We start from the raw sequence: 22,320 nt of genomic DNA on the forward strand, positions 1-22,320 counted from the left end.
TAATATCGGATATGGAAGTATTATCCAATTTTCAGTATAAAAAACTTTTTCTGCCTAATATCACGGAGAAAATACTAGCTAATAATGCAGATATACAGCTTTACCGGATAGAAAATTATCTTAAAGGAATTTTGATGCCGGTGATCCCATACCGCACTACATTTAACTTTATTATTTTCGTGACCAACGGACATATCAAGCAATATCTTGAAAATAAAGAATATCATGCTGAAAAAGGCGGCGTAATCTTTATTAAGCAAGGAACGATTACTGCTACGGTAGAACTTTCCGATGATATTGAAGGATTCTTTCTTGCCTACGAAAATAATATCCTCTCTGAGCAGGAATTACCCAAACATAAGAGCAGTATTTTCTTTATGACCCCTTTCCTGAATCTGGATAGTCTGACCTACGGAACGATTACACAACTTCTTCCTATCATGGAACAAGAGTTATGGCTGAATAATCTGAACATTAATGATGTTGTAGTCACGATGCTTCATCTTATTCTGATCAAAATGCTGAGCACAGATTCAGATACGCATCATAAATCTGCTACACGTCCGATGGAGCTGTCTCTTCAGTTTCGGGATCTTTTATTCAAATATCATGTGGGAGAAAAGCGCGTGGCCTTCTATGCATACAAATTATCCGTAACAGAAAGTTACCTGAATAAATGTGTGAAAAGCGTGACCCAAAAATCGCCTAAACAGTGGATCAACGAGATTGATATCAATTACAGTAAGGCACTCCTGCATTCCAGTAAAGACATTGCGGAAATTGCCTACGAACTGAATTTCCATACGGCTTCCCACTTTACCCAGCTTTTCAAAAAAATTGCAGGAATTACACCGAAGGAATACAGAACTCAGTTTTTGAGCAATAGAGTTTCAGGATAGGATAGATGTTGGGTACTGGAATATAGGAGTTCTCGTAGCCTGAAGAATCGACTGTTGGTTCTTTAACAGGTTTATTTTTAAAATAACATAAGTATTACAGTTTTGTAAACTACATCAATTATTTAGTTATTATGCCCTGTCCTTCTGACGAGGGAAGAATCTCATCCACATTTTTAAACTCTTCCTTTGTCAGGATGCTAATAAAAAACTCAAATAATTTAATTAAAATGCCGTTTAGAACAACATCGTCTGATAGTACTTCCAGACTCAGGCTTCCCTCTCCCAGCCAAACCCTTTACAGTTTTTCATTCTCCAACATCTTAATCACCAGCTTCTCTTCCTTCGTCAGATCGGCTTTTCCGTCATTTTCTTCAATAACTTCCAGTTCGTCAAGATATTTTTTGATCGTATTGTTTTCGTAAAGATTGATTACTAAAGGATGAACATAATATTTTCTGCAGACGGTATTGGTATTTCCGAGATGCTCAGCAACAATATCCAGGGCTTCCTTTACATTTTTTTTATACTGAGTATCATTTTCAGCATATCCGATTTCTTTGAAAGCAATCAAAGCATTCACCGTTCCGGACCATGTTCTGAAATCCTTGGCTGTAAAATCATCGCCGCTTATTTCCTTAATATATTCATTCACCATTCCGGAATCAATAGAATGCCTGTTTCCTTCATCATCCAGATACTGAAAAAGCTCCCTGCCGGGAATATCCTTGCATTTTTGCACAAGTTTTGCCAATCTTTTACTTCTGAGATCAACATTGTGCATAATGCCTTTTTTCCCTTTGAATGAAAAAGTTATTTTTTGTCCTTTGATTTCAACATGCTTACCCTTCAAAGTGGTCAGTCCAAACGACCCATACAACTTTTCATAAATAGTATTGCCGATTCGGATATTCGTTTTCTGCATAAGACTGACAATCAGGGCAAGTATTTTTCGTTTTTCAAAATTTCTTAACGCCAGATCCTGCTCAATATGAAGTCTGATGCCCGGTAATGCATACCCGAACTGAAGCATTCTGTAAAATTTTGTATGATTTCTTAAAGCACTCCATAAAGGATGATACCGGTACTGTTTTCTTTTTTTAACATCAAAGCCTGTTGCCTGAAGATGGCCATTTTCCAAAGCACAAATCCATACATTCTCCCATGCCGGAGGGATAACAAGTTTATTGATTCTTGTTATTTCTTCCCCATCACGGATTTTTTCTCCATCCTTATAATAAGAGTACTTCTTTCCTGTTTTTTTACGACTGATTCCGTCAGTTTCTGCATCGGTGGTATAAATGAGATGTACCGCCTTTGCAGAAGCTTCCGGATCCTTCATGATTTTAACAATCTTTGATGGCTTAAGGTGAGAAATGATCTCTAAATCTGTATTCTTCTCCATAGAAAATGGTTAAGAGTTTTTACCCTTTGAAAAAATCAGTAAAAGAATCACTACTATTATACAGACTAAGAAAATTCCCCACCACATTCCGGCCTTAAAAATTGTTCCTACTGCTTCACAACTTGTTAGTGTTAATAAACTTAATATCGTAATACTGTAAAAGCTCCACTTTTTCATAAGTAATATTTTTGGTGTTAATTAAATTCTGAGTCTATCAGCTTTCCAGTTTTTGATCGATCTTTTGATCTCATCTCCGGAAATATTTTCATGCAGAGCTCTATACAAAAGCTCTTTAAATTCATCATCATACGTAAATCTCAGGGCTGCAATCTGGTCAAATTTTAATTTTTCAACTGTTTCATCAGACCTTTTACTAAAAATCTCAAAATATCGCTGTCTAAATTCAAGAATCACCATACGGTTCTGAAGTCCTAAGGCATAATGCTGTCTGGTCATAAAAGCCAGATAAAAAAGCAGAAAAATGACAATTGAAAATAAGATCCAGACCAGTTTATTACTGGGATCGTCCCAGATTTTATAGATTCCTAAGATCTCCAGGATAATTAATAAAGGGAGATAAATAAAATGATGAGGTGGATAAAATTTTCTGTGGTTATTGTAGTTTTGCTGTTTCATAGGATGTAATGCAGCAATAACCTTTCCAAAACATTATTATTTTAATAAAAAATCACATTTTATGGTATGGATTTTATTTTTTAAAGAAATATATGTGTTGAGCCTAACCTTATTATCTATAGATTTTTGTGGTTAAAAATAGAACCATTGTATTTGAAGCACATCGTTGCATAGGTTACAATGGAGGAGAAAAAGGATGTAAAGTTTTTGTACATAAGATTTAACTACAGATTACACAGATGTTTTTGCTTACCTTATGACATTGATAATTGTATAACTACTAATGCGCAAATAAAGATCATTTATGGATCTGTGGCTATTAAAAAATAGGTTCTTCGTATTCCCAATCAACATTCATGGAAAAATAACAGTTTATTAAGGAAAATAGGCTATTGATTTGATCCTTCGACTTTAAATTTTTCGTAACTTTCGGTGTTTAAAAATGAAAAGAATGACTTCAAAGGAAAAAGTTGCTGCGCTTCGCGAAGAAATGCAGAAAAATAATGTTGATGCATTTATAGTATATTCTGCAGATCCGCACATGAGTGAGTACCTTCCTGAAGAATGGCAGGAAAGAGCTTGGCTGTCAGGATTCTTAGGTTCTGCCGGTTTTGTGGTTGTGACTAAGGACAAAGCAGGGCTTTGGACAGACGGAAGATACTTTACACAAGCTGCTATTGAACTGGACGGTTCAGGAATCGAACTTTTCAAAGACGGAATAGAAGGAACTCCTAATTATATAGATTGGATTATTTCTGAAATTCCAGCAGGAGGTAAAGTGGCTGTCAATGCTTTAGCTGCTTCTAATGCCAACTGGGAACTACTTTCTCAAAAATTTAATTCAAAAAATATTACCCTTGCCGATATTCCTCTTTTAAAGGAGGTTTGGAAAGAAAGAGGAACTCCATCTGCTAACCCAATCTTCGTACATCCTGTAGAAAGAGCTGGGAAATCTGTAACAGATAAATTGTCTGCCATCCGTCAGAAAATGGAAGAACAGGAAGCAACCGTTCACATTATTTCAAGCTTAGATGATGTGGCGTGGACATCCAACCTGAGAGGAAGTGATGTACAGAGCAATCCTGTATTTTTAGGATATATTGTTATCACGAAAAATGATGCTGTTCTATTTACAGGTTTGGAAAAGCTTGAAGTAGAAGCCAGAAAACAAATGGATGATTCTTTCGTAAAAATGATGCCTTACGAAGAGTTTTACAACTATCTGAAAGCATTCAAAAATGAAAAAGTACTGGTTTCTCCAAACAGCAACCAGCAGATTTTTGAAACATTAAAGACAGACAATCAATTTATCAAAGCTCCGGTACCAGGAAACCTGATGAAAGCTCAGAAAAATGAAACTGAGTTGGAAGGTTTCAGAAAAGTAATGGTAAGAGACGGAGTAGCAATGGTAAAATTCCTTTACTGGTTAACTCACAATGCAGGAAAAGAAGAGATGAACGAATATTCTATCGGTGAAAAACTGAGAGGATTCCGTGCAGCTGGTGAAAACTTTGTGGGAGAAAGCTTCGGTTCTATTGTTGGATACAAAGATAATGGAGCGATCATGCACTATTCTGCTAAGAAAGAAGGAAGTAAAGAAGTCACCAATGAAGATACAATCCTTGTAGATTCAGGAGGTCAGTATCTTGAAGGAACTACAGATATCACGAGAACTTTTGCGTTAGGAACACCTTCCGAAGAGTTCAAAAGAAATTCTACATTGGTTTTACAGGGCCTGATCCGTTTATCTATGGTGAAATTCCCTAAAGGAACAAAAGGAGTACATCTTGACGCCATTGCAAGACTTCCGTTATGGATGGAAGGTAAAGACTTTAACCACGGAACAGGACATGGGGTAGGAAGCTTTATGAACGTTCACGAAGGGCCACAAAACATCAGAAAAGATTTAAACCCTCAGGATCTTCTTCCGGGAATGGTTTGTTCCAACGAACCTGGATATTATCTTGAAGGACACTACGGAATCCGTCATGAAAATCTTATCGCAGTGAAAGAAGCAGAGAAAACAATTCACGGAACATTTTATGAATTTGAAACATTAACGTTCTGCCCGTTCTTTAAAGATACAGTGGTAAAAGAAATTCTTTCAGAAAGTGAAATTGCATGGCTGAATGCTTATCATAAAACATGTGAAGAAAAGCTTGCTCCTCATTTGGAAGGAGAAGTGAAAGAATGGTTCTTACAGCTGGTAAGCCCGTTGTAAGAAAATAAAGTCAATGTTGAAAAAAAGAGAGCACCTCAAACATTGAACTTTCAACCTTAAAAATATTAAACAAAATAATTGTTAGATCCGTAAAAGTCCTGTGAGTTTTCTTGCAGGGCTTTTTTGTTTATACAACCGTATTTTTACGGATAAAATTGTAGGGATTCTCCTGATGATGGGAATTACCACTCTATTTATCTTTGTAACAACAAAACATCATTCATATCTTCATATAATAACTTAGTTATTCAAAACGGTAGATCATCCCATCCTGGGATGATTTTTTTCTTGAGTATGGAATAGAGAACTGGAAGATGAAAGTTATGAAGATCAAAAGAAGAGATATTCTTTTTTCTTTTCAATTCATTTATAGTGGTTAAGAGTAATTACATCATTAGCAGTAACTCCCAGCCTCCATCTTCCAGCTATTTACCTTTAACTTCCTTCCTCCAAGCTTAGTTTTCTAATAAGTTTTATTTATTTTCGCGGTATCAAGAAAAACCCAATCAATGGTACATGATTTTTTTAGAAGTTTTGAACTGTTTTCAGAAAAAGAAATTGAAGCATTTTTAAAGCTTTTTGAAATCAGGAAAGTCAGCAAGAACGAGTATTTTATTCAGGAAGGTGAGAAGTGTAGAGAAGTGGCATTTATACAATCTGGGATTTTCCGTTCCTTCTATCTTTCTGATGACGGAAAAGATATGACCTATTGTTTCAGGTTTCCCAATACGATGATGGCTGCTTATTCATCATTTATTTCCGGAAGTTTAAGCAAAGAAAGTATGCAGGCGATTACAGATGCAGAACTGCTTATCCTGAAGAAAGAAAAAATGGATGCTCTTATCCAGGACAATCTCAACTGGACCAAATTTTTAAAGATGATTGCTGAACAGGAGTATCTTGAGCTGGAAAATAGGTTTTTTCAGCTTCAGAGAGACAGTGCCAGTCAACGGTATGCAGCCCTTCTTAAAAATTATCCTGATTATATTCAGAAAATTCCGTTACAGTACCTTTCTTCCTACCTTGGAATTACACAGCGGCATTTAAGCCGTATCAGAAAGGAGATTTCTTTTTAGACATTTGTCCTGTTTATTGACTTGCCAGCTCTATAATTTTGTCAAAAAAAATAAATGGAGCACAATATTCTGATTATCGGAGGAAATGGATTGGTAGGCAAAACGATTGCCCGTATTTTACACAAGAGAAACCCTCATTTCAATATTTTTATTGGAGGACGTAAAGGCGGAAGTACAGATAAACATCTTACAATTGATGTTACTGATCCCGGTTCTTTTCAGGTTATCACTGATAAAAAAATAAAACTTATCATTCTTTCCGTGAATGATAGATCAGATAACGTTTTGAAATATGCTATAACAAACCATATTGATTATCTGGATATCACAAAACCTACTCCAGCATTGGTAAGAGCTTATGATATTGCCGGAAAATCAGATATCAACAGTCGGATTGTTTTCAGTTCCGGATGGATGGGGGGAATTGTACCAGGGCTAGCGGGCGTCCTTTCAAAAGAGACAAATGATATTAAGGGAGTAAAACTCTTTGTATACTATTCTGTTAAGGATCTGGCGGGGGAAAGCTCGGCCCATTTTATGGCAGAAAATGTGGCAGTTCCTTTTCAAGATTATAAAAATGATCAACCTAATTCTATCAGACATTTTTTAGATACTGAAACTTTTGATTTTTCTTTTGGAATCGGAAAAAGAAATGCGTATAATTTTGATGTTCCCGATCTGTATATCCTGAATAGGATTGAAAGAATTCCCAATGTAAGTGTAAAAATGACCTATAATTCTAAGTTTATTACCTGGCTATTGGGGGGCTTTCAATACCTAAGAATCTTTAATATTTTGTCTTTAAAAGAAAGAAAAATGATTTTTGGATCAAGCGGAAATGGAGACCAGGCTGTATTTGAAGTTGTTGTAGAAAGTAAAAACGGGCAAAAAAGGTTAAGTCTGCAAAGTACAAAGGGGCAGGCAGAGTTAACAGCATTATCTGCGGTTTTACATACCGAGGAATTACTGAGAAACCCTCATGAAAATAATGTGTATTTCAGTCACCAGCTGCATGAACCTTTATCATTACTGGCTCAGCTTAATGCATATGAAACCATTAATACCCGTATAATACCATGAAAAAAATAACCATTATTAACGGGCATCCCAATAAAGAGTCTTTCAATTTTGGTGTTGCAGAGGCCTATAAAAACGGAGCGATAGAAGCAGGAGCAGAAATCAGAGAAATTATCATCGCAAATCTTAATTTTAATCCAAATCTAGAGTTTGGCTATCAAAAGAGGATAGAGCTGGAGCCGGACTTGCTGAAAGCCTGGGAGAGTATTCAATGGGCTGACCATCTGGTTTGGATACATCCTATCTGGTGGGGAGGGCTACCAGCGGTTATGAAAGGTTTTATAGATCGACTTTTCCTACCTGGTTTGGCTTATAAATACAGGGAAAATTCTTTATGGTGGGATAAGCTTTTAACAGGGAAAACTGCCCATATTATTACAACAATTGACCAACCGGGTTGGTATTACCGTTTGATGTATGGAAGACCAAGTGTGAATCAACTTAAAAAGTCAACGCTGGAATTCTGCGGAATAAAACCGGTTAAAGTAACCTATTTGGGCATTATCAGGACTTCTAATGAAGGGCAGCGGAAAACATGGCTGAAGAGCGTAAAATCATTGGGCCAGAAAATGAAATAGAATCGAATAAAAATGGAAGCTGGAAATTCGTATAAATACTGTATAATTTCCAGTTTCCTTTCTTTTACAATCCTTTTTTTCCTTCAATCCAATACGCTTGTGATCTGATACATCTTGGAGAAACTCCTTTGGCTTTAAGAAATTTTTTAATCAATGACATACGCTCACCATTTCCTGTAAGATAAAAAATAGCATCATCATTATAGATTGTTTCCCTTTCTTCTATCAGAAAATCGTTTAAGGCTTCTATGAGTCTCATGGTATTGTTTTTAGGAGTGTGGTATCCGTATAAATTAAGGTTTTCAAGCATAGAAGCTTCTTCCAGTTCATGGAGACAAATGAATTGACAACCATTTTCTTCAACAGCCTCTTTGATGGAAAGAGAACTTCCCAATGAAGTTTCATCTCCAATAGAAAAATGAATTTTGGCATTAGGTTCAAAGAAGCGCTTTCCTCTAGGCATTAATATTTTTAAAGAATCTCCAATGATAAGACTGTTTACAAAATGACTTCCTGCAGCAGTCGGATCATGCATGTGGAAGATGACATCAAAAGTTCCTGAATCTTTGTTAAAATTGAAAGGTGAATAATTGCGGTAATCCCTTTCATTGATTCTGATTCCTATGGCATAAGCCGGTTCAAATTCTACGTCTTGTAAATCTGCAGAAAAACGGATGTGACGAAGGTTCTGGGCCACCGGTTCTATGGAAATAACAGTACATTCTTTAAACTTTGAGGACAATACATTTTCTACAGTATCATTGATCCATTTTGGCAAGCTGGGCATAATATTTTTTATTGCAAAGGAAGCATCAAAAAGAAAATCATCCGATAGCTGTTTCAGGGGAATAGTTGGACTATTCGTGGTTGATGTTGAGAAAGAAAGAAGTAGAGAAAATAGGACTGGATGATTCTTGGGTGCAATGAAGAAAACGAAGTTTAGTTATCTATTGGCATTCCTGAACTCTGAAGGAGATTGATCTTCCAATTTTGAAAACAAACGGCTAAAATAGGTATGGTCGTTGTATCCCAATTCGTAAGCAATTTCCTTTACGGTAAGGTGGGTAAACGCAAGTAGACGCTTGGCTTCAATTATAATTTCCTGATGGATCCAATGCTGAGCGGGTTTACCCGTCACTTCACGAATTGCTTCTGTGAGATATCCCCTGGAGATATTTAATTTTTCTGCATATTCAGATGGACTTTTCACGGATTTGTAGCTTTGTCGAACCATGATTTTAAACTCCCGTGTCAATTGTAAAGAACGATTTTCATTACCAATCTGAGAAGAGTTTTCTTTTGAATAAATTAAGGCGAATATCCCTATAAAAGAATGCAATAAGGATTGAATGACCAAAGAACCTTCTTTGGAGGCCTGCATCTCATCCTTATAAAAAGTATGAAGTATAGCAGCAGTACTACTAAGCTTTTCTACCCATATTTTGTCCACTGTCAGAGGTTGTATTTCTTCCAGAGACTCCTCAAAAACGGAGCGTACGGTATCCGGAACCAAATCAGACTTTATTGCTACAAACCAACCGTTTACTTTGTCCATTAAAAGACCTTGATGCACCTGCCCAGGTAACACACAGAAAATAGTAGAGCTTTTAGCTTCAATGATATTGAAATCAACCATCATCTTTACATGCCCACTCTCCATGAAAGTAAAAATGTAATGGCTGTCGCGATGTATTCCTTTATCTATAAGAATATCCTCTGCATGATAGGTATTCCGGTCCATCCTTTTTATATGGAAACGGTGCTTGGAAATATCACTTAAATCGTAAGTTGGAATGGAATGCTTCATCTTTTAAGGGTTTCACAAAGCTACGAAATACCAGGTGATTTGATCTTGTTTTATAAAAAACAAAAGAATATTAACTTTCATTCAATTATATAGTATTTTACACTCAAATGTGATTTAAAATAGATATCAGTGCATTTTTTTTGTAAATTTCAACTCATAAAATAATTATCATTCAAAAATATTTATTATCATGACCACGGAAAACATCTTTGAAGCCTTGAGAACCTGGAAAAACCTAGTCGATTCTTATACAATCGACAATGATGCGAATGGAGCCGAAATTTTGAATTATTTAAATCAAGGGACTCATTTCAGCGTTTCGGGAAAAGAAATTGAACAATGGAGAATGAATCTTGAAAAGGAAGATCTGAAAAGAATTCATGCTTACATGGGTATACATGAAAAACAGCTGAAGTTTTTTCTGATTGATTCTAAAAGTGATAAAGACGCCAATTTTAGTACCATTATCATGAAAGATTTTTTACGTGATTTTACAGAAGCGAAGATTGAAAGCAGCACTGATATGGTGGTGAATCCTCTCCCTCCGATTACTGCTGAGTCTGCCATTAACCGTAACTTCAGATGGAATATGTTCGGTACAGCCTGGCTGCAGTCTCAGAAAGAGGAAGATTTTTTCCAGTTGGTATCAATTCCTTTTTCAGATTATGAAAGAATGGGGATTGAAGGGGCGCAAACCTGTACCAGCTTTTTTGGGCTTACTGAAGATATGGAAAAGAAAGATTCGGATTTTCCTTACCATATAGAAATTATTACCGTAAAGAGCCTTGCGATTAGTCATATGAGTGAAACAGCGGAAAATTATTCTACTCCAAGACCTCCGTTCAGCGTTGATACTCTCAATGATTATCAACTTTTGAAGCAAATCAATAGTGTTCTCGTATAACAGCCTGTCCTTGTATCTTCAAATTATTATTAATCTGGTCCTGCTGGTAGGATTGACCATGTTGATAAAAGAATGGGTAAAAACAAAACTTCCTGTGATGATACTTCTTTCAGGAGAGCTGATTCTGGAACTGACGGATTTGATTGACCGGATGATGAAGTTCAATACCCTCAACACTTATAATTATGCATTGAGCCAGTTTTTTGGTTTGATGATTCTTACAGTGATCTATAACAATTATTATATTCAGCTTTCCCGTGAAGTAAGATGGATTATCTATGGGTATGCTGGATTGGTTTTGATGGGGAATCTACTGTATGTACAAAATGATATACGGGTTACTTTTTATTCCAATATTATAACCAGTATTATTATTTGCAGCTATGCAGCCTGTTATTTTATGAAGATCATCAGAGAAGGACGGGTAGAAAAGAACATGTTCATTGTTAATGTCATTGTTTTTTTATTTTTTTCTGTCGAATGCCTCATATCCACTGCGTTTAATTTTTTAATCAGCAACCATCTGAACTGGGTAGCGCCCATTTGGCTTTTTAGAGGCGTTTTATTATTGTCTTTTTATATTGCTTTTATTAATCTGGGATGTGGCGTTGGGAGAATCAGGATCAGATAGTTATATGGATATGGATCGGTATTGGACTGTTTTTTTTAACAACGTTATTAATTACGCTATTGGTTATTAACTATCTAAAAAGCATAAAAAGAAACAAGAAGAAAGTTTCTCAGCTGGTCCGTAATACCCAAAAAGAATACTTGGAGAATATGCTGCTTCTACAGGAACAGGATAGGGAACGTCTGGCGGAAGAACTTCATGATAATATTATTTCTCAGCTGAACCTTATTCGCTTGAATCTTAATGAAAAAAAGCCGGAAGAACTCAGCCGGGATTTAAAAAGGTCCATGCAGCTGATTCGTGAACTGTCACATAATCTTACGCCTCCGGATCTTAATGAGATTGATCTGGCAAATTTGCTTGAAGATTACCTTGAACAGATTAATAAAAATATAGAAGTAATTTTTCATGCTATTACGATAGGGATACCTATAAGTAACCTGGTAAAATTAAACCTTTTCCGAATTGTTCAGGAGCTTGTTACTAATATTCTGAAACACGCTGAAGCAACCAGGATCGAGGTTTCATTGAGAATCTCTCTGAATTATCTGATGCTTACCATTGAAGACAATGGGAGAGGTTTCATTATAGGAAATCAATCCGGAGGTATTGGCCTGAGGAATATTAAGTCGCGGGCACAAAAAATTAAAATCAATTATAAACTTAAAACACAGCCTGAAAAAGGAACAAAATTTATAGCCTGTATGGCCATACAATAAAATAAACATGGAACACTCAAAAATTAAAATTGGCATTGTAGATGATGACCTGCTGTTTGTACAGCTTTTAAAAAATTATATTGAAACTAATGGGGATTATCAAGTTATCCTTACATCAACCGGTGGAAATCAGTATCTCACTGAGGAGGAGGCTGTCCCGGATATCTTGATTCTGGATTTAAAGATGGCCAACGGGGATGGGCTTGAAGTGATGGCCGCCTTGTCAAAAAAAGAGATTGAAACCAGGATTATAGTGCTTTCCAGCTTCTACAGACGTTCTTTTATGGGGCAGATGCTTAAAATGGGAGCTCATGCTTTTTTATCCAAAGAAATTGAACTGGAGGAACTGTTAGTGGTTATCAACACTGTTTACAATACCGGACATTATTTCTCCAACGAACAGATTGATGTCATGCGGAATCAGTTTTCCAATAAACTTCCGGAGTTTCATGCTTTTTCTAAAAATGAACTAACCGATAGGGAAGTTGATGTTTTACGATTGGTTTGCCAGCAGCTAAGCACTAAGGAAATTGCAGACTCCCTGTTTATTTCCCCAAAAACGGTGGAAACCCATAAGACCAACCTCATGATTAAAACAGGAGTGAAAAATATGGCCGGATTGGTAATATATGCCATACAAAATAACATCATTGATGCCAATGAAATCGTATTGTTTGATAAATAACCATAAAGAATCAGGGAGCACATTAATGCACTCCCTGATCACAAGAAATCTAAAAAACACACTATAATTAAGGATTTAATACCTTAGCAATAGAGACTGCGTCGGCTAAAGTATCCAGGCTGTAGATCTGAATTACCCCTTGTGTAGTGGCTGCCTGACCTAAAATATTCTGCTGGTTCTGTGCGTTCACTGCATTTTCAAACATAATTCCAGTAGAATGTGCTGCGGATTGATAGACATTACTGAGTGCCATTGCAGGCGATTCTGCGACTACTTTTACGTTAGACTGCGTTACTGCGTCTGTGATTTGCTCGTTTACTGTTGTTCCGGTTTTTTCGTTAGCCATAATAATGATTGTTTATTTGGGGTTAAAAACAACCGGATTTTCCGGTTGTTTGGATAATGAAATTTTGCTTTTAACAAAAATGAATTACGGATTAAGGATCTTAGCCATTGAAACCGCATCAGCGATAGTGTCCAGACTGTAGATCTGAGAAATTCCCTGGGTGGTAGCTGCCTGGGTAACTATGTTTTGTTGGTTCTGAGAATTCACTGCATTTTCAAACATAATTCCTGTAGAGTGTGCAGCAGATTGATACACGTTACTTAATGCCATTGCAGGTGATTCTGCGACTACTTTTACGTTAGATTGCGTTACTGCGTCTGTGATTTGTTCGTTTACTGTTGTTCCAGCTTTTTCGTTTGCCATGATGATTATTGTTTATTGGGGTTTAAAAACAGCCGGCTTTTCCGGCTGTTCGGATAAATGATATTTGCTGATTGCAAAAAATGGATTACGGATTAAGGACTCTAGCGATAGAAACCGCATCTGCAATGGTATCCAGACTATAGATCTGAGAAATTCCTTGGGTAGTTGCAGCTTGCGTTAAAATATTTTGTTGGTTTTGTGAATTGACTGCATTTTCAAACATGATTCCTGTAGAGTGTGCAGCAGATTGATACACATTACTTAATGCCATTGCAGGTGATTCTGCGACTACTTTTACGTTGGATTGCGTTACTGCGTCTGTGATTTGTTCGTTTACTGTTGTTCCAGCTTTTTCGTTTGCCATGATAATTATTGTTTATTGGGGTTTAAAAACAACCGGCTTTTCCGGTTGTTCGGATAAATGATATTTGCTGATTGCAAAAAATGGATTACGGATTAAGGACTTTAGCGATAGAAACCGCATCTGCAATGGTATCCAGACTGTAGATCTGAGAAATTCCTTGGGTAGTTGCAGCTTGCGTTAAAATATTTTGTTGGTTTTGTGAATTCACCGCATTTTCAAACATGATTCCTGTAGAATGCGCTGCAGATTGATACACGTTACTTAAAGCTACAGCAGGAGATTCTGCGACTACTTTTACGTTAGATTGTGTTACTGCATCTGTGATTTGTTCGTTTACTGTTGTTCCAGCTTTTTCGTTTGCCATAATGATTATTGTTTATTTGAGTTTAAAAAACAACCGGCTTTTCCGGTGGTTAGAATGATATTCTGCTTTTTGCAAAAATGAATTACGGGTTGAGGATTTTAGCAATAGAAATCGCATCAGCGATGGTGTCTTTGCTGTAAATTTGAGTGACCCCCTGCGTTGTTGCTGCCTGGGTTAAGATATTATGCTGATTTTGAGCATTAATTGCATTTTCAAACATAATTCCTGTAGAATGGGCAGCTGTTTGATACACGTTACTTAAAGCGATTGCAGGAGATTCTGCGACTACTTTTACATTGGATTGCGTTACTGCGTCTGTGATTTGTCCGTTTACTGACATAATGATTATTGTTTATAGGTTAGAGACAACCGGATTTTCCGGCTGAGAGAATAAATTTTTGATCTAAAAATATTAAGGTCTTAGAATCTTAGCAATAGAAACCGCATCTGCTACCGTATCCAGGCTATAGATCTGCAGAATTCCCTGAGTGGTTGCTGCCTGACCTAAGATATTTTGTTGGTTCTGATTTGTCACCGCATTTTCAAACATAATACCTGTTGAATGTGCGGCAGATTGATATACATTGCTTAAAGCCATTGCAGGAGATTCTCCCACTACTTTTACGTTGGACTGCGTTACTGCGTCTGTGATTTGTTCATTGACTGTTGCCATAGTTGTGATTGTTTTTTTTGAGATTTGATCTCGGTTAATAATTATTAAGGTTTTCTATTATATTTTTAAACCCACAACAGATCCTGCAGATGAAATAGATTTCAAAGGCATTGATATAGACTGTTAATTGATGATTAGATCTGAAGGGTGATTCTCATTACAATGGTTGAAACCATTACCTGTAAAATCTGTGGGGTTTAAAGCATATTTTTTTAAGCTCAACATGCAAAGAGTCATGTTGAAAAAAGGATGCGGCTGCCATTTTTAATATCTGTCTTAAAAATGAATTCCTGTGATACATTTGCTGGCAATGTTAGTTTCCTTTGGGCTGGAAAATGGATTCTGAATGATTGCTTTTGAGATTGACAGCATCTGAAGACGGTGCAAAAATTGACGTTGACCTGATTGTATATATGGATAGCACCGGATCTTATGATTACAGGAAAATAAACCGCATCCGTAGTATTAAAAAATTGGGATTACAATTTTCCTTTTTTTAAAATTCCCAATTCTCTGTATTTCAGTTTTCCGGAACTCATTTTTTTCATTCCCATGACATAATTGGTCATTCCCATCATAGAGTCCCTTTGCTGGTTCAATACAGAGTTGATCTGCATTAATCCTGTAGAATGGGCACTTACCTGTGCAGAAATAGCCTGAGGTACAGCGGTGGACATTCCTGTGATTATTGTATTGATTTCGTTCATAATTACTATTGATGTTTGAAGATTTATGGACGGATATTACCAAACCTTGCATTCAGTTTATTCATCCTGTCCACGATTTTTATCTCTTTCTGTCTTAATTTTGCTGTTGAGGCTTCCTGAAGCTTTTTCAGTTGTTCTTCATAATTCATGGAAGGCACTTCAGTAGGAGTTGTTGCTACCGGAGCAGGAGCCGCTTCCTGCTGTTTAACAGCTTCTTCGAGCTTTCCAAGCAAAGGAGCCAGTGATTTCATGGTCTCTTTGATCGCTTTTTCTTTAATATAATTAACGATTTCGTCTTCATGCCTCAAAACAAAAGGCATAATCTCTTCCTGAACCATCTCAGGTTCAGTTACTGCTGCGGGCCGTTGAGGCACAGGAGTCTTTTTGGGAACTTTTCTATTCATAAGAGTGTCTTTTATGATTGAAAGAGAATTACAGTAAATAATTAATGAATGCTGCCGCCGCTCTCCAATCCCGATTGAGATCCTGAATAACAGTATATCCAACTGCTTCCAGTGCAATACACGCCGAAATAGCATTAGCTGAAAGCATTTCTTTTAACTGATTTTGAGGAAGCGTTAGAATATAATCACTCTGAAAGTAAGAATTTTTAGGATGGTTCTCAGTTGCTTCGTTCGCTATAATACTTAGAATTTGCTGAAAATAGTGAGCAATCAGTCTCGAAACCTGAAACTCCAGTTCCCTTTTCAATTCTACAGTTTGCTCGGGAGTAATTAAATCTGAAACCGCTGATACATCCACATCATGTACAGAATATAAGGCTTCTCCTGTATCAGAGGGAGTAATCGTAATATCCGTTTTGAGGATCCATTTTGCTTTTTCAAGATTGATGGTAAGTAATTTTGAATCAGATTCCGGAGCTGCAATATCACTGAGCGCAGTAAGAGGGAGGATTCTTACATTACAGTAAAAAGATTTGGGATCATCCAGTTTTATCATGACAACAGCTATCCCTGTAGATTTTTCTTTGGGCTCTACTACAAAACATTGATAGTTAGTATACTTCCTGAGGCTTTTACAATTCACCAATCTTACCGTGGGCTGAATGTTGATGTCTGATGTCTGAAGATTGAATACAAAACGATCTGCATTATTTTCAGTTCTTTTGTGATCTGTACTTTTTGTATCCAGATAAGAATTATCATGAGCCCTGGTCAGATAAAGACGTTCATTTAAATCACTTAAACTGGCTAGATTTAAAATTTTAGCAGGTTTGGTTACTGAGGAATAATTCATGTCTTATTATTTTTGAATTTGTTAATGAGTTGGGTTATTATTGTTTTTTTGTCTGTTTGTTCTTCAGGTTCTCCCGAAGTAATTACTGGTTTTACGAGTGGCTGTGTCAGTTTTACTGACTTCAATACTAATTTTCCCTCATGTGCAGCCGTGATAAAGTTTTTTTTCATATTTTCTTTTTCTGATGAGGTTTTTTCCTGAACCGAATGAGTTATCCGTTTTTTTTTTCGCTCTCCTCAGTCCTGTTAGGAACTTCTGTAAAAGAAGTAGGAGTGGAAGGGGCTTCGTTGGAAACAGGAAGGGTGTTAACATTATAAATAGTATTGGAAACTTTAGCTTTTACTTCCGCATAATCACTTACCATTTTAAATAAGTCTTTCATCATTTCATTTCCTTTTCCCGCATCCTGGCCCTGCAACTGTTCTGTTGGGTGGGTTGATGCCTCTTTACTCCCCGGTGCCGGCCCGAAAGTGGTTCCATAGGTGAGTAAATTATTGGCAAGTCTGCTTAATGCGATAAGACCTACCTGCTCAAATCCTTTTAAAAAAGACTGTAAATCCTGAACCATCATTCCTGTAGACTGTTCAATCATTACTTTGGTAACTCCGGTCATCGGGGAAGCTTTAGGAGGTGCAAGTACCTCACTGTTCACAAATACTACAGCTTTCTCTGCCGGAGTAATGGCTTCCACTGCCTGAGATTGTGTTTTTTCACTGTTAAGTTCATTCATGATGGAAAGGTTTTAGATTATCCTTTTAAGATTTTAATGGCATCAGCAACAATTGCAGGGTTGAGCTGATTCAAGTTCTGCTGATTGGTTACCGAATTCTGAATGGAAATTCCACTGGCATGGGTAGCCATCTGGTAAAGCATACTCATGGCCTGTGCGGGAGACTCACCCAGCACGGTAACATTCGTCTGCGTTACGGCGTCTGTAGTCTGATTGTTTACGGTGTCTGCCATATTTTGGGTTTAAATGGTTATTATTATTTTAACTTTCACGATCTTTTTTCAAAGATTATTCTTTCAATCCAACCATTCTTTTTTCGGCTGAGTATTCAGAATGAGATTGTTGACCTCTTTTGTCTGATACAAATTTCATTAATAAAAATAAATCTTCATTAAGGGAAAAGACTGAATTTTTAAAAATAAGGGAATTCTCCCATGAGTGATTTTTTTAATAAAAAATGAAACATCCTTATAATATGTAGTGATCTTTATAGGACTGGTACTCCATAAGTTAATAGCTATATATACTAAAACGATCTGATACTAAGAGTAAACCCTGAATTTCTAAAAATGGGGATATCCCCTCTATTCTGCCATGAGCTTTACCTTGAAATTTGTGCAATAACCTATTTAATAATCAACAGTATGGAAAGAACAAATAATCAAAGTGGAGAATCAATAATAAAACCTAAAGTACTCATTCAGCCTGGATATGCAACAGGAGATATGTTTGCGATTGCCGCTGCTTTAATTGATGATGATGAACTTCATGTAGTCATTTCAAAAGGTGATGAGAATTGTAATGATCCTACAGATAAGGCAGATTCTATTAAAAAATTTTATGAAGATTCCAGAATTGCTGAAAAGAGAATACATCTTGTGGAAGTAAGTAAGTTAAGAGAAAATGAAGAAGAGTTAAATGAGAAAGTTGCTAGATTTCAAGTAATAGGAAGGATTGATTATGGAACTGATTACGTTGCAAGAAAATTTTCAAAAAGCATGAAGAGAAAGGTAAGAAACGCATGGAAGGTTAATAGCTGTAACGGTGAAGATAAAGCTATAGAAAAATGGTTGACAGAAAAAGGGATACCCATTACTGGAGGCCGCTTACTTATTTTATGGTCACGGTTCAGTGGCAAAAACGGTGATATTCATATAGAACATGACACGAGTTATTTCGGGATTAGACAAATTGTAAAGAGAGCAGTGAATATGTATGATGGCATAATTATTACGGGTGATAAAGGATATCAGGAAGAAAGAAGAGAAAAAGACCTGAGAAGCAAAAGAGATTCTAAAAAAAGAGGGCATCAGTTTGACGAAATTGCCAATGAGGTAAACGCTTCCAAAGTTTTTAACATCACTGAATTCTGGAATGATGAAAATTCAAATGATCTTCCAAAATGGGACGGGAATACCCGCGTGGGACAATTTAAGCTGTATGAATATTTTCAGAACAATTTTAAGGATGTAAAGCATCTGGGATTCAGAAGTGGAAACCTTGAAGTGATGGCAATGTTAGGATATCAGGTCAGATATATGGAAGAAGGTAAAAGAGCAGGAGATGAAAGTAAAGGTGGATATAGAATGACTGCATGGAATGACCGCCGTGAAAGCCTTATGGATAAAAGTATTCCCGAAGATGAGAGATTGACAATTGGATATGAACGGATCCAGTTGATTGACCTTCCTACAAGAACAGGGAAGTTTCTTCAGGATAAAAAGTTGGAAATCAATAGCAATGCAATTGATAAAGATGCAATAGATGAAGAAGTCAGAAGGAGAATAAGTGTCATGGATGAAAAAGCTAGGAAAAATTTTAAAAACACCTATAACAAAGAATTAAAAGAAGTAAAAAGAGAGAGAATTAAATGGGGGAAAGATGAAGTAGAAAAATGGAGGCGGCCAGATTTTACTCCTGGTAATAAAGGTGGAGCCCAAAAACCTGATGAGATTCGTGATAAGTACTTAAGAGGATTTAATGATACAGATTTGGATATTCTCTTTAATCAATATTTACGCCCTGCAGATTGGAATGGAATTGAAGATAGAATTATACGACAAGAGAAACATTATTCAAAGGAGCATACCGAAGGTTTGGATCAGAATGAAAGAAATAAACTATTTGAAGAATTAGCAACTCAGCCTTCCTGATATTTTTAAAATCAAAGACAATACTAACAGATTAAAATTCGTATTTCCACAGTTTTCCTATGGGGATTTTATTCTCTGTTTTGCAGCACGATAATCAGGTACCTAACTTTATATGACTATACACCGAAATCCAGGCAGATATAATCTGTTCCGGATTTTAAGGTAATAACGGTTAAAAATCACTATATTTAGAATTATAATAAATGATCTAATTAAACTTTAAAACCAATACATTATGTTGAAAACCCCTCATTCAATCATGAAATTATGGCTCTTTTTTGTCTTAGCATCAGTATCCTCATTTATGCTCACTGGATGCAATGCAAAGAATGATGCAGATCAGATCTTTTACAACGGTGATATCCTCACAATGGCAGGTAAAGAAGCTGCCTATGTAGAAGCTCTCGTCGTAAAAGACGGAAAAATTGTCTTTGCAGGAGAAAAAGATAAGGCTATGGCCCTTAAAGGAAATAAAACACAGGTAACCGATCTTGCAGGCCGTACGCTGATGCCAGGTTTTATAGATGCCCACGGTCATATTTCGCAATATGGATTTGCTTTACAGATGATCGATCTGCAGCCTGAGCCTTACGGAAAGGTAATGTCAATTCCGCAGCTACAGAAGGTTCTCAAAGATTATATAGCCGAAAATAAAATTCCTGCCGGAACTATGATTGTTGGAAATGGTTACGATGATGCCATAATGGAAGAACACCGTCACCCGACAGCTCAGGAGTTGGATGAAGTCTCGTCTGTTAATCCAATTTATATAGAACATACTTCAGGGCATATGGGAGTTGCTAATTCTTTATTGCTGAAAAATATGAATATCACATATGATACTCCGAATCCTGTCGGAGGAATCATTGGCAAAGATCCGGCTACCAAGCAGCTTACAGGAAAAATGCAGGAGAATGCCAATATCAATAGCTTACAATATGTAATAACACAGCTTCCGAAACCTGCAGAAAGCGATAAGTACAAATCTTTACTTGCCGCAGAAAAAGCCTGGTTTGCCGATGGACAGACTACCATATGTGAAGGACGTGCTGCGCCGGATAATATTGATAATATTATGGATGCAGACAAGAAAGGATTGTTGAAAGGTGATTATATCATTATGCCGGATTATGACTTGAATGCCGATAAACTGACACATTGGAAACAATTCTATAAAAAGTACAATGGGCATATTAAGATAGGAGGTATAAAAATGACTTTTGATGGCTCTCCACAAGGTAAATCAGCCTGGCTTACAAAACCTTATCTGGTGGCGCCGGAAGGAGAAAAGCAAGGATTCCGGGGACAGCCAATCTATTCAACAGAAGCCGCTTATAAAGGACTAAAAGCGATCTTTCAGCAGGGAATGCAGGTTCATATTCACTGTAATGGAGACGCAGCAATAGATGAAGGCCTTAACTTACTGGAACGTCTTAAAAAAGAAAAGCTGCTTACAAAAGATATGCGCTGTGTTCTTATCCATAGTCAGGTATGCCGCAAAGACCAGGTTCCCCGTTATAAACAGATAGGAATAATGCCAAGCTGGTTTCCTACACATGTTTACCTATGGGGAGACTGGCACCGTTCCAATGTGCTTGGGGAAGAAAGAGCAAGAAGGATAAGCCCTTTGAAAGAGGGGTTGGATCAGAAAATACTATTTACCATTCATCATGATTCGCCGGTCACTCCTCCCGATTTGATTACTGCGGTATATGCAGCAGTAAACAGAAAAACACGTTCCGGATATATACTGGGGCCGGAGTTTCGGATCAGTCCTTATGAAGCTCTTAAAGCAATCACTATCAATGCTGCATGGCAATGGGGAGAAGAAAAAGAGAAAGGAACGCTAGAGAAAAATAAAAGAGCAGATCTTGTTATTCTGGATAAAAATCCTGTTAAAGTAGATCCTTTTACCATTAAGGAAATAAGTGTTATGGAAACTTATAAAGACGGCGTGCAGGTATATAAAAAATAATAGATTTCAAATATAAAATATTCCGGAGAAAGAGCGTTCTGAAATTTTCAGAATGCTCTTTTATTTTACAACACTGGGAAATCTAAATGCACAGAACACTGAAAAAAACTGTAAATTAGCCGGTGAAGATGAATTGAAAACACATCCATCGTAATCTATTCTATGTCTAAACTAAAAACTGTAAGAGAACAGAAAAACCTGACCCAGGAAGAACTTTCAGAAAAATCGAAAATTTCTGTCAGAACAATTCAACGGATTGAAGCAGGTACAGAACCGAAAGGACATACGCTAAGAGCACTGGCTCGGGCATTGGAAATAGAGGAAAATTTATTACAAGATACTATTGTAATTCCTGAGATCAATGATGAGGTATCTGAGGAAAGTATTCCGGAGGTGAAGGAAAAAGAGCAATCGGATGTCAATTATTCTCTCATTAAAATTATCAATCTTTCCTCATTGCTCTTCACGCTATTGCCACCACTAAACATCCTTGTTCCACTTCTCCTGATGTTTACGATGAAGCAGAGAAACAGTCTGGTGAAAGAAATCATTTCTGTTCAGATGATATGGACGGTGATGGCACCTATTGTTTTCATGTTGGGGATCTTTTTAAAGTTCGGAAGACAGTTTACTCTGGTTCTTATGATTGCCATTGTCCTCTCCAATGTTTTTATTATCCTTCGCAACGCTGCAGAGATTGATAAGAAGAGAAAATTGTATTTTAGATTGAATTTCAGTATGATATAAAACCTG

28 protein-coding genes are annotated in these 22,320 nt (G+C 36.7%); 12 read left to right on the plus strand and 16 right to left on the minus strand.

The features are described 5' to 3' along the window. The first annotated feature begins 11 nt into the window (after positions 1–11). Positions 12–899, plus strand: a complete 888-nt coding sequence (locus tag NBX25_RS23165) for a helix-turn-helix domain-containing protein (RefSeq protein WP_123910760.1) — start codon at positions 12–14, stop codon at positions 897–899. A gap of 295 nt (positions 900–1,194) precedes the next feature. Here the strand turns inward: NBX25_RS23165 and NBX25_RS23170 are convergent, their stop codons facing one another. Genes NBX25_RS23170 through NBX25_RS23180 form a run of 3 tightly spaced genes read right to left on the minus strand, consistent with a single transcriptional unit; the run spans position 1,195 to position 2,937 of the window. Continuing rightward, the gene (locus tag NBX25_RS23170; protein WP_250255630.1) at positions 1,195–2,301 is read right to left on the minus strand and encodes a DNA topoisomerase IB; all 1,107 of its coding nucleotides are present in this window, start codon (positions 2,299–2,301) and stop codon (positions 1,195–1,197) included. 9 nt (positions 2,302–2,310) lie between these two features. After that, positions 2,311–2,478: a phosphatidate cytidylyltransferase gene (locus NBX25_RS23175; protein WP_123910762.1), complete on the minus strand. Its 168-nt coding sequence runs from the start codon at positions 2,476–2,478 to the stop codon at positions 2,311–2,313. Between the two features lie 21 nt (positions 2,479–2,499). After that, positions 2,500–2,937, minus strand: a complete 438-nt coding sequence (locus NBX25_RS23180) for a DUF6526 family protein (protein ID WP_123910763.1) — start codon at positions 2,935–2,937, stop codon at positions 2,500–2,502. A gap of 451 nt (positions 2,938–3,388) precedes the next feature. On the opposite strand from NBX25_RS23180, the gene NBX25_RS23185 reads away from it, so the two are divergent. The 4 genes from NBX25_RS23185 (at position 3,389) to NBX25_RS23200 (ending at position 7,889) form a co-directional block, all read left to right on the plus strand. Further along, on the plus strand, positions 3,389–5,158 hold the full coding sequence (locus NBX25_RS23185) for an aminopeptidase P family protein (RefSeq protein ID WP_123910764.1): 1,770 nt from the start codon (positions 3,389–3,391) through the stop codon (positions 5,156–5,158). 509 nt (positions 5,159–5,667) lie between these two features. Continuing rightward, the gene (locus tag NBX25_RS23190; protein ID WP_250255631.1) at positions 5,668–6,234 is read left to right on the plus strand and encodes a Crp/Fnr family transcriptional regulator; all 567 of its coding nucleotides are present in this window, start codon (positions 5,668–5,670) and stop codon (positions 6,232–6,234) included. Positions 6,235–6,288: 54 nt separating this feature from the next. Next, entirely contained in the window at positions 6,289–7,314 is a 1,026-nt protein-coding gene (locus NBX25_RS23195) for a saccharopine dehydrogenase family protein (RefSeq protein ID WP_250255633.1), read from the plus strand. After that, positions 7,311–7,889 carry an NAD(P)H-dependent oxidoreductase gene (locus tag NBX25_RS23200; RefSeq protein WP_250255635.1) on the plus strand — a complete coding sequence of 193 codons (579 nt, stop codon included), beginning with the start codon at positions 7,311–7,313 and terminating at the stop codon, positions 7,887–7,889. The genes NBX25_RS23195 and NBX25_RS23200 overlap by 4 nt, the downstream gene beginning before the upstream one ends. Positions 7,890–7,953: 64 nt before the next feature. On the opposite strand, the gene NBX25_RS23205 is transcribed toward NBX25_RS23200, so the two are convergent. Both NBX25_RS23205 and NBX25_RS23210 read right to left on the minus strand, forming a co-directional pair. After that, the gene (locus tag NBX25_RS23205; RefSeq protein WP_250255637.1) at positions 7,954–8,676 is read right to left on the minus strand and encodes an FAD-binding oxidoreductase; all 723 of its coding nucleotides are present in this window, start codon (positions 8,674–8,676) and stop codon (positions 7,954–7,956) included. 156 nt (positions 8,677–8,832) lie between these two features. After that, positions 8,833–9,696 carry a helix-turn-helix domain-containing protein gene (locus tag NBX25_RS23210; protein ID WP_250255639.1) on the minus strand — a complete coding sequence of 288 codons (864 nt, stop codon included), beginning with the start codon at positions 9,694–9,696 and terminating at the stop codon, positions 8,833–8,835. Between the two features lie 190 nt (positions 9,697–9,886). Between NBX25_RS23210 and NBX25_RS23215 the strand changes: the two genes are divergently transcribed. The 4 genes from NBX25_RS23215 to NBX25_RS23230 all read left to right on the plus strand — a co-directional run bounded on the left by NBX25_RS23215 (position 9,887) and on the right by NBX25_RS23230 (position 12,635). Beyond that, positions 9,887–10,600: a hypothetical protein gene (locus tag NBX25_RS23215; protein ID WP_250255642.1), complete on the plus strand. Its 714-nt coding sequence runs from the start codon at positions 9,887–9,889 to the stop codon at positions 10,598–10,600. A gap of 10 nt (positions 10,601–10,610) precedes the next feature. Continuing rightward, entirely contained in the window at positions 10,611–11,231 is a 621-nt protein-coding gene (locus tag NBX25_RS23220) for a hypothetical protein (protein WP_123910771.1), read from the plus strand. Between the two features lie 149 nt (positions 11,232–11,380). Beyond that, positions 11,381–11,950: a sensor histidine kinase gene (locus tag NBX25_RS23225; RefSeq protein WP_250255669.1), complete on the plus strand. Its 570-nt coding sequence runs from the start codon at positions 11,381–11,383 to the stop codon at positions 11,948–11,950. A gap of 7 nt (positions 11,951–11,957) precedes the next feature. After that, positions 11,958–12,635 (plus strand): response regulator transcription factor, encoded by a 678-nt coding sequence (locus tag NBX25_RS23230; RefSeq protein WP_250255644.1) that lies wholly within the window; start codon positions 11,958–11,960, stop codon positions 12,633–12,635. A gap of 67 nt (positions 12,636–12,702) precedes the next feature. Here NBX25_RS23230 and NBX25_RS23235 read toward each other — a convergent pair whose 3' ends face one another. From NBX25_RS23235 to NBX25_RS23285, 11 genes are all read right to left on the minus strand, one after another. After that, entirely contained in the window at positions 12,703–12,981 is a 279-nt protein-coding gene (locus NBX25_RS23235) for a RebB family R body protein (protein ID WP_123910774.1), read from the minus strand. An 84-nt stretch (positions 12,982–13,065) separates the two neighbouring features. Beyond that, positions 13,066–13,344, minus strand: a complete 279-nt coding sequence (locus NBX25_RS23240) for a RebB family R body protein (RefSeq protein ID WP_123910775.1) — start codon at positions 13,342–13,344, stop codon at positions 13,066–13,068. A gap of 85 nt (positions 13,345–13,429) precedes the next feature. Next, positions 13,430–13,708, minus strand: coding sequence for a RebB family R body protein (locus tag NBX25_RS23245; RefSeq protein WP_123856959.1), 279 nt, complete (start codon positions 13,706–13,708; stop codon positions 13,430–13,432). An 85-nt stretch (positions 13,709–13,793) separates the two neighbouring features. Next, on the minus strand, positions 13,794–14,072 hold the full coding sequence (locus NBX25_RS23250) for a RebB family R body protein (RefSeq protein WP_123910776.1): 279 nt from the start codon (positions 14,070–14,072) through the stop codon (positions 13,794–13,796). An 82-nt stretch (positions 14,073–14,154) separates the two neighbouring features. Beyond that, positions 14,155–14,412 (minus strand): RebB family R body protein, encoded by a 258-nt coding sequence (locus NBX25_RS23255; protein ID WP_164464463.1) that lies wholly within the window; start codon positions 14,410–14,412, stop codon positions 14,155–14,157. Between the two features lie 72 nt (positions 14,413–14,484). Continuing rightward, positions 14,485–14,745: a RebB family R body protein gene (locus NBX25_RS23260; RefSeq protein WP_123910778.1), complete on the minus strand. Its 261-nt coding sequence runs from the start codon at positions 14,743–14,745 to the stop codon at positions 14,485–14,487. A gap of 479 nt (positions 14,746–15,224) precedes the next feature. Then, positions 15,225–15,452, minus strand: coding sequence for a RebB family R body protein (locus tag NBX25_RS23265; protein ID WP_250255646.1), 228 nt, complete (start codon positions 15,450–15,452; stop codon positions 15,225–15,227). Positions 15,453–15,475: 23 nt separating this feature from the next. After that, the gene (locus tag NBX25_RS23270; RefSeq protein ID WP_123910780.1) at positions 15,476–15,856 is read right to left on the minus strand and encodes a hypothetical protein; all 381 of its coding nucleotides are present in this window, start codon (positions 15,854–15,856) and stop codon (positions 15,476–15,478) included. A 28-nt stretch (positions 15,857–15,884) separates the two neighbouring features. Further along, positions 15,885–16,709, minus strand: coding sequence for a hypothetical protein (locus NBX25_RS23275; RefSeq protein ID WP_123910781.1), 825 nt, complete (start codon positions 16,707–16,709; stop codon positions 15,885–15,887). A gap of 211 nt (positions 16,710–16,920) precedes the next feature. Beyond that, complete coding sequence (locus tag NBX25_RS23280; RefSeq protein WP_250255648.1) at positions 16,921–17,439, minus strand: hypothetical protein; 519 nt, start codon at positions 17,437–17,439, stop codon at positions 16,921–16,923. Between the two features lie 17 nt (positions 17,440–17,456). After that, positions 17,457–17,672 carry a RebB family R body protein gene (locus tag NBX25_RS23285; protein ID WP_047400697.1) on the minus strand — a complete coding sequence of 72 codons (216 nt, stop codon included), beginning with the start codon at positions 17,670–17,672 and terminating at the stop codon, positions 17,457–17,459. A gap of 411 nt (positions 17,673–18,083) precedes the next feature. On the opposite strand from NBX25_RS23285, the gene NBX25_RS23290 reads away from it, so the two are divergent. The 3 genes from NBX25_RS23290 (at position 18,084) to NBX25_RS23300 (ending at position 22,314) form a co-directional block, all read left to right on the plus strand. Continuing rightward, complete coding sequence (locus tag NBX25_RS23290; protein WP_250255650.1) at positions 18,084–19,592, plus strand: hypothetical protein; 1,509 nt, start codon at positions 18,084–18,086, stop codon at positions 19,590–19,592. A 235-nt stretch (positions 19,593–19,827) separates the two neighbouring features. Beyond that, entirely contained in the window at positions 19,828–21,567 is a 1,740-nt protein-coding gene (locus tag NBX25_RS23295; protein ID WP_250255652.1) for an amidohydrolase, read from the plus strand. 162 nt (positions 21,568–21,729) lie between these two features. After that, a complete protein-coding gene (locus NBX25_RS23300) occupies positions 21,730–22,314 on the plus strand; it encodes a helix-turn-helix domain-containing protein (RefSeq protein ID WP_250255653.1) in 585 nt (194 codons plus the stop codon). Positions 22,315–22,320: the final 6 nt, after the last annotated feature.

The organism is Chryseobacterium sp. Marseille-Q3244 (assembly GCF_940807095.1).
GTDB lineage: Bacteria > Bacteroidota > Bacteroidia > Flavobacteriales > Weeksellaceae > Chryseobacterium.

Coding starts and splice junctions, on each gene's coding strand:
- NBX25_RS23200 (WP_250255635.1), top strand. CDS start 7,311: ATGAAAAAAATAACCATTATTAACGGGCATCCCAATAAAGAGTCTTTC.
- NBX25_RS23245 (WP_123856959.1), bottom strand. CDS start 13,708: ATGGCAAACGAAAAAGCTGGAACAACAGTAAACGAACAAATCACAGAC.
- NBX25_RS23270 (WP_123910780.1), bottom strand. CDS start 15,856: ATGAATAGAAAAGTTCCCAAAAAGACTCCTGTGCCTCAACGGCCCGCA.
- NBX25_RS23215 (WP_250255642.1), top strand. CDS start 9,887: ATGACCACGGAAAACATCTTTGAAGCCTTGAGAACCTGGAAAAACCTA.
- NBX25_RS23180 (WP_123910763.1), bottom strand. CDS start 2,937: ATGAAACAGCAAAACTACAATAACCACAGAAAATTTTATCCACCTCAT.
- NBX25_RS23205 (WP_250255637.1), bottom strand. CDS start 8,676: ATGCCCAGCTTGCCAAAATGGATCAATGATACTGTAGAAAATGTATTG.
- NBX25_RS23295 (WP_250255652.1), top strand. CDS start 19,828: ATGTTGAAAACCCCTCATTCAATCATGAAATTATGGCTCTTTTTTGTC.
- NBX25_RS23235 (WP_123910774.1), bottom strand. CDS start 12,981: ATGGCTAACGAAAAAACCGGAACAACAGTAAACGAGCAAATCACAGAC.
- NBX25_RS23210 (WP_250255639.1), bottom strand. CDS start 9,696: ATGAAGCATTCCATTCCAACTTACGATTTAAGTGATATTTCCAAGCAC.
- NBX25_RS23275 (WP_123910781.1), bottom strand. CDS start 16,709: ATGAATTATTCCTCAGTAACCAAACCTGCTAAAATTTTAAATCTAGCC.
- NBX25_RS23255 (WP_164464463.1), bottom strand. CDS start 14,412: ATGTCAGTAAACGGACAAATCACAGACGCAGTAACGCAATCCAATGTA.
- NBX25_RS23225 (WP_250255669.1), top strand. CDS start 11,381: ATGCTGCTTCTACAGGAACAGGATAGGGAACGTCTGGCGGAAGAACTT.
- NBX25_RS23300 (WP_250255653.1), top strand. CDS start 21,730: ATGTCTAAACTAAAAACTGTAAGAGAACAGAAAAACCTGACCCAGGAA.
- NBX25_RS23240 (WP_123910775.1), bottom strand. CDS start 13,344: ATGGCAAACGAAAAAGCTGGAACAACAGTAAACGAACAAATCACAGAC.
- NBX25_RS23280 (WP_250255648.1), bottom strand. CDS start 17,439: ATGAATGAACTTAACAGTGAAAAAACACAATCTCAGGCAGTGGAAGCC.
- NBX25_RS23260 (WP_123910778.1), bottom strand. CDS start 14,745: ATGGCAACAGTCAATGAACAAATCACAGACGCAGTAACGCAGTCCAAC.
- NBX25_RS23190 (WP_250255631.1), top strand. CDS start 5,668: ATGGTACATGATTTTTTTAGAAGTTTTGAACTGTTTTCAGAAAAAGAA.
- NBX25_RS23230 (WP_250255644.1), top strand. CDS start 11,958: ATGGAACACTCAAAAATTAAAATTGGCATTGTAGATGATGACCTGCTG.
- NBX25_RS23195 (WP_250255633.1), top strand. CDS start 6,289: ATGGAGCACAATATTCTGATTATCGGAGGAAATGGATTGGTAGGCAAA.
- NBX25_RS23290 (WP_250255650.1), top strand. CDS start 18,084: ATGGAAAGAACAAATAATCAAAGTGGAGAATCAATAATAAAACCTAAA.
- NBX25_RS23250 (WP_123910776.1), bottom strand. CDS start 14,072: ATGGCAAACGAAAAAGCTGGAACAACAGTAAACGAACAAATCACAGAT.
- NBX25_RS23285 (WP_047400697.1), bottom strand. CDS start 17,672: ATGGCAGACACCGTAAACAATCAGACTACAGACGCCGTAACGCAGACG.
- NBX25_RS23170 (WP_250255630.1), bottom strand. CDS start 2,301: ATGGAGAAGAATACAGATTTAGAGATCATTTCTCACCTTAAGCCATCA.
- NBX25_RS23165 (WP_123910760.1), top strand. CDS start 12: ATGGAAGTATTATCCAATTTTCAGTATAAAAAACTTTTTCTGCCTAAT.
- NBX25_RS23185 (WP_123910764.1), top strand. CDS start 3,389: ATGACTTCAAAGGAAAAAGTTGCTGCGCTTCGCGAAGAAATGCAGAAA.
- NBX25_RS23265 (WP_250255646.1), bottom strand. CDS start 15,452: ATGAACGAAATCAATACAATAATCACAGGAATGTCCACCGCTGTACCT.
- NBX25_RS23175 (WP_123910762.1), bottom strand. CDS start 2,478: ATGAAAAAGTGGAGCTTTTACAGTATTACGATATTAAGTTTATTAACA.